Annotated in this window: 7 protein-coding genes, 1 tRNA gene and 1 pseudogene; 5 read left to right on the top strand and 4 right to left on the bottom strand. The window is 71.0% G+C overall.

Going from position 1 to position 5,089, the window contains the following annotated elements; translation table 11 throughout:
* A partial coding sequence (locus G6017_RS12210) for a thiamine pyrophosphate-dependent enzyme (RefSeq protein ID WP_241731511.1) occupies nucleotides 1–888 on the top strand: 888 nt, incomplete at its 5' end.
* Complete coding sequence (locus G6017_RS12205) at nucleotides 885–1,046, top strand: hypothetical protein (protein ID WP_179525797.1); 162 nt, start codon at nucleotides 885–887, stop codon at nucleotides 1,044–1,046. The genes G6017_RS12210 and G6017_RS12205, both read left to right, overlap by 4 nt.
* 21 nt (nucleotides 1,047–1,067) lie before the next feature.
* Here G6017_RS12205 and G6017_RS12200 read toward each other — a convergent pair.
* Nucleotides 1,068–1,139: transfer RNA gene (locus G6017_RS12200), tRNA-Gln, on the bottom strand.
* Between G6017_RS12200 and G6017_RS12195 the strand changes: the two genes are divergently transcribed.
* Together G6017_RS12195 and G6017_RS12190 are read left to right on the top strand one after the other, a co-directional pair.
* Complete coding sequence (locus G6017_RS12195) at nucleotides 1,118–2,128, top strand: chromate transporter (protein WP_241731510.1); 1,011 nt, start codon at nucleotides 1,118–1,120, stop codon at nucleotides 2,126–2,128. The two genes, G6017_RS12200 and G6017_RS12195, sit on opposite strands and share 22 nt — an antisense overlap.
* A gap of 79 nt (nucleotides 2,129–2,207) precedes the next feature.
* On the top strand, nucleotides 2,208–2,879 hold the full coding sequence (locus G6017_RS12190) for a TetR/AcrR family transcriptional regulator (protein ID WP_241730788.1): 672 nt from the start codon (nucleotides 2,208–2,210) through the stop codon (nucleotides 2,877–2,879).
* Between the two features lie 25 nt (nucleotides 2,880–2,904).
* Here the strand turns inward: G6017_RS12190 and G6017_RS12185 are convergent, their stop codons facing one another.
* Complete coding sequence (locus G6017_RS12185; protein WP_182617581.1) at nucleotides 2,905–3,477, bottom strand: HdeD family acid-resistance protein; 573 nt, start codon at nucleotides 3,475–3,477, stop codon at nucleotides 2,905–2,907.
* A gap of 115 nt (nucleotides 3,478–3,592) precedes the next feature.
* Here G6017_RS12185 and G6017_RS12180 point away from each other — a divergent pair, with 115 nt between their 5' ends.
* On the top strand, nucleotides 3,593–4,231 hold the full coding sequence (locus tag G6017_RS12180; RefSeq protein ID WP_182617580.1) for a TetR/AcrR family transcriptional regulator: 639 nt from the start codon (nucleotides 3,593–3,595) through the stop codon (nucleotides 4,229–4,231).
* A gap of 33 nt (nucleotides 4,232–4,264) precedes the next feature.
* On the opposite strand, the gene G6017_RS12175 is transcribed toward G6017_RS12180, so the two are convergent.
* Nucleotides 4,265–4,834, bottom strand: coding sequence for an SAM-dependent methyltransferase (locus G6017_RS12175; RefSeq protein ID WP_179525794.1), 570 nt, complete (start codon nucleotides 4,832–4,834; stop codon nucleotides 4,265–4,267).
* Nucleotides 4,831–5,089: pseudogene (locus G6017_RS12170) on the bottom strand (PIG-L family deacetylase); the annotation flags it as partial. The pseudogene G6017_RS12170 and the gene G6017_RS12175, both read right to left, overlap by 4 nt.

The raw sequence follows: 5,089 nt of genomic DNA, 5'->3' as shown, positions 1-5,089 counted from the left end.
TACCTCGACCCGTCCCACCTGGCCAACCGCTACCCCGTCGAGGTGGGGCTGGTCGGTGACGCCGCGGTGGCGCTGCGCGCGCTGACCGGGCGCGTGGGGGAGCGTGACCGGTCCGCGTGGCGCGGTGAGGTGGAGAAATGGGTCGGGCGGTGGCGCGAGATCTCCCGCGAACGCGCGGAGGTGCCGGCCCGCGGCCTCAACCCGGAGCTCGTGGCGCGCAGATTGTGCCGTCACATGCCGCACGACTCCCGGCTCGCCGTGGACGTGGGCAGTTCGGTGTACCACTACGTCCGGCAGATGGACCTGCCGACCTCGGTCCCGGCACACCTGTCGTCCACGCTGGCGTCGATGGGGTGCGGCATCCCGTACGCGATCGCCGCCAAGGCCACCGCCCCGGCCAGGCCCGTCGTGGTGCTGGCCGGCGACGGGGCCGTGCAGATGTTGGGGATCAACGAGCTGATCACCGTCTCCGAGGCGTGGCCCGGATGGGACGACCCCACGATGGTCGTGGTGGTGCTGTGCAACGGCGACCTGGCGGAGGTGAGCTGGGAGCAGCGGGAGACCGAGGCGGCCCCGCGGTTCGCGCCCTCGCAGGACGTCCCGGCGTTCGACATGGCCGGTTACGCCCGGCTGCTGGGGCTGCGCGGGGTTCGGGTCGAGGACGCCGACCAGCTCGACGCCGCGCTGGAGACGGCGTTCACGGCGGACCGGCCCACGGTGATCGAGGCGGTCACCGACCCCGACGTCCCGCTGCTGCCGCCCTTCCCCCACGGCCGGGAGATGCTCGGGTCGATGCGCGAGGGCCTGCGGGCGGAAGGCGACGCCGGACGCCACGGGTTGGTACTGCTGGAGGAGTACGCCCGAATCGAAGAGGAGAGGTTCACATGACCGGAGCGAACGAGCCCGACCCGCAGTCCGTCACCCAGCAGGGTGAGGAGGAGGTCCGCACCCCGCGCAACCGGCGCCAACCCGTGCTCGCCGTTCTGGCGATCGTGGCGATCCTGCTGCTCGTCCTGGCGCTCGCGATCTCCGGCGGGATGGGCTGAGATCCGCGAGGGGGCCGGAGGCTCCCCCGCCAGGACTCGAACCTGGAATATCTGAACCAAAATCAGAAGTGTTGCCGATTACACCACGGGGGAACGACCCTGACCGGGTCGGTAACAGTCTGGCACACCTCCCGGCGCCCGGTGGCGCGGACCTGCTGGAGCGGCGGGGGTCACGAAGGGGTCCGGCGGCGGCCGCGCTCGCCCTGTTCGCGGTGCCGTTCCCGGTGGTGATCGCCGTGGCCGCTCTCGCCGGTTGGCTGCTCTCGCGCCGCGACCCGGACTTCGCGCACCCGCCTCAGGGTGACGGTGACCAGGACGAGACCGCCCCCGTCATCTCCGACGATGCGCTCCACGATGACCGGCCGAGCTCCGGTCGGTTGGTGAGGATCCTGGCGATCGGGCTGGGATTGTGGGCGGCGCCGATCGCGGCGGTGACCGTGATCTTCGGATCCGACAGCATCTTCACCACCCAGGGACTGTTCTTCTCGTTCTCCGCCCTGGTCACCTTCGGCGGTGCGTACGCGGTGCTGGCCTTCATCGCCCAACAGGCGGTGGAGACCTACGGATGGTTGGCGCCGGGGGAGATGGTGCGCGGACTGGCGTTGGCGGAGACCACCCCGGGGCCGCTGATCATGGTGGTGCAGTTCGTCGCATTCCTGGCCGCCTACCGCAACCCCGGGGGTCTCGACCCCTGGGTCGCCGCCACCCTGGGAGCCCTCCTGGTCACCTGGGTCACCTTCGTCCCGAGCTTCCTGTTCATCCTGCTGGGAGCGCCGTACGTCGAGCGGTTGCGCCACAACGTGGCCATCTCGGCCGCGCTCGCGGGCATCACCGCTGCCGTGGTGGGGGTGATCGCCAACCTCGCGCTCTACTTCGCACTCAACACCCTGTTCACCGCCACCAGCATCTGGACCTGGGGTCCTCTCCGGATCACCATTCCCGACGCCGCATCGGTGAATCCCGTGGCGGTGGGCATCACCCTTGTCGCGCTCGTGCTGACCTTAGTCCTGCGCTGGCCGATCCTGCGGGTGCTCGGGGTGTGCGCCCTGCTGGGCCCGGCCAGTCTGCTGATCCCCCTGTGAGCGGGGCCGTCTAGTCTCGGGGGGACGGGCGAAAGGGTTGATGATGACGGGCGAGGCCATTCCGGCTCCGAGAACCAGGATGACGGCGGCCAAGCGACGGCAGCAGCTGGTCGAGGTGGGCCGCCGGATCTTCGCGGAGTACGGCTACGATTCCGCGACGGTGGAGGAGATCGCGGCTGTCGCCGGGGTCTCCAAGCCGGTGGTCTACGAGCACTTCGGCGGCAAGGAGGGCCTCTACGCCGTGGTGTGTGACCGCGAGCTGGCGTACCTCGGTGCCGAGATCACCGAGTCCCTGCAGGGCGAGGGGTCCCGGCGCCGGATCGAGCGCGCCGCCATGGCGTTGCTGCGCTACGTCGAGGAACGCACCGACGGGTTCAGGATCCTGGTCCGCGAGTCGTCGACGGCCCCCGGGGGGTCGTACTCCACCCTGCTCAACGACGCGACGGCGAGCGTGACGTACATCCTCGAGGAGGAGTTCGTGAACCGGGGCTTCGACCCCGTCACCGCGAGCGTGTACGCGCAGGCGTTGGTGGGAATGGTGTCCGGTACCGCGCAGTGGTGGCTGGACGTGCGCACCCCGCCCAAGGAGGAGGTCGCCGCGCACATCGTCAACCTGTGCTTCAACGGGCTCTCCCACCTCGACCCGAGGCCGACCCTCGAGGCCGAGGTGCGGGACAAGTACACCGGGCCGAGCAACCCTGAGGGGGCCCTGGTCGGCCGCGATCTGCGCCCGGGGCCGGGTCGGCCGTAGCGCATCCCCGCGACCGGCGCGGGGTTCAGGCCATGGCCGGCGAGGGCAGACGCCCGACATCTGCCCGCAGCCTGAACGCGACGGCCACCATGACGGCGCCCACGGCCAGCCCGAACCAGCCGGCGAAGACCACGAACGTGCCGATGGTCGAGGGGCCGACCAGGCCGAGACCGAAGCCGAGCGCGATGAGCACCGCCCCCAGTGCGCCCATGATCCACGAGTCCGAGATCTCGTGACGCAGTGTCCGCGCCCCGTAGGACACGAGTGCCCCCGAGACCACGAGCCAGGCGGCGAACACCAGCGTGAGCGCGGTGGCGGACAGTCCGGGCCAGAACAACACGACCATCCCGAGCACGATGACACCGGCGCCGGTGGCGATCAGTCCACCCCGGCCCCGGTGCTCGCCCGGCAGGGCCAGCCCGGTGGTGACGGTCATGGCGCCGTCGCCGATCGCGAACGCGGCCACCAGGAACACGGCGAGCGTCATGCCGGCGCCCGTATCGGACCCGGGAGCGACGAGTGCCGTGGCGCCGAGCGTGAGGGCCAGCCCTCCGCGGATCAGTTGAACCCACCAGTTGCGGGTGAGGGAATCGATCATGTCGTCCACCTTTCGGGCGGTGGCCTCTCGCCATCGCGATAGTGTAGTGATCACTACAGTAGAACTCCGGGCACGCACGGACAATGAGGCGCTGGACACAGGACCGGGAGGCAGCATGGCCGAGGAGGGGACCGTGGGGGACCAGGTGAGCGGGAGCAGGCGCACGCGGGCGAAGGGTCGCGAGTCCAGACGGAGGATCCTCGAGGCCGCCGCTGCGGTGGCCGGGGAGCGCGGGTACGAGGGGACCAGCATCGCGCAGGTCAGCAAGGTCAGCGGTCTCCCCGCGAGTTCGATCTACTGGCACTTCGCCGACAAGGACGCCCTCCTGGCCGCTGTGGTGGAGGAGAGCATCGAGCTGTGGCTGGGCCAGGTGACCCGGGGCCAGGGGGACTCGCTCGCCGAGCGGGTGACCGATCTGTGCCTGGGGGTGGCCAGGACGTTCTCGGAGTCGCCGGACTTCCTGCGACTGGTCTTGATGCTGGCGTTGGAACGGCGCCCCGTGGAGCCGGCGGCCCGCGAGATCTACCTGCGGCTGCGCGGGGAGGCGATAGGACGGATCGCGGAGGAACTCGCACTCGTGCGGCCAGAGCTGGCTGCCGCGGACGCGCGGCTCGTGGCGACGTATGCACTCGGTGGTGGCGACGGGATCTTCCTCGCGTCGTTGACCGGGGACGCCGACGTGCCAGCGCTGTTCCGGCTGCACGCGGAGGCGATCGTGCACCTCGTCGAGCAGGCGGAGGCCGCGGGGTCCTGATCGCAGGGCGCGGTGAGACGAGCGATCGTGGGGTCAGCGGCGGAAGACCTCGAGGAGGAAGCCCTCCTCTCGGTGGTGCGCCAGGAGGGTGAGATCGCCGCGCTCGGCCAGCGCGGCGTGGACGTCCTCGCCGGTGCAGGCGTGGTCGGGGGATCGGCCCAGCCAGTGACAGGCCACCACCGTCCCGCCCGGCTCGACCAGCCGCAGCAGCCCGGTGAGGAGCCCGTCCAGCTCCGCGACCGGGGTGTAGTAGAGGAACTCCGACAGGACCAGCAGGTCGCAGGTGGCGCGCGGCCACGGGTCGAGAGCGTCGGCGGTACGGACATGGGCGGTGGTCACCCCGGCGCGGGCGAGCCGACGGCGGGCCTCCTCCGCGGCGGTGTCGACCACGTCCACCCCGTGGACCTCGTCGCAGCGCGCGGCCAGCATCTCGGTGAGCACGCCCACCGAGCACGCGGGCTCGAAGCACACCCGGTACCGCTGCTCGGGCAGCGACGCCACTATCAGCCCGTAGCGGCGCAGCTCGTACCAGGCGGTCGCGAAGTCCCAGGGATCTGACGAGTCGGAGTACATCGACTCGAAGTAGTGGCCGGGAGTGCTCACCAGAACACCGTCTCCTCTCGGGTGACCAGACGGTCGAGGACCCAGTCCGGCAGGATCGCCTCGTCACCACGTCGGTCGGACAGTGGCGCGACCTGGGTGACGAACTCGGACACGGTAGCCCGCTTGGCGGCGAGCTCGTGGTCGGTGAGCACCACCCGGCGGCGCCGCGTCCACGGCACCCGCGGGTCCCCGGGTGCGGCCCAGTGCCAGGCCCACACCGGGTACTCGACCAGCCGGGCCCCGGTGGCGGCGCAG

The organism is Dietzia sp. B44, from assembly GCF_014145245.1.
GTDB classification, from domain to species: domain Bacteria; phylum Actinomycetota; class Actinomycetes; order Mycobacteriales; family Mycobacteriaceae; genus Dietzia; species Dietzia natronolimnaea.
The sequence above is the reverse complement of the archived record's forward strand: the minus strand, read 5'-3'. Positions and strand labels throughout refer to the sequence as shown.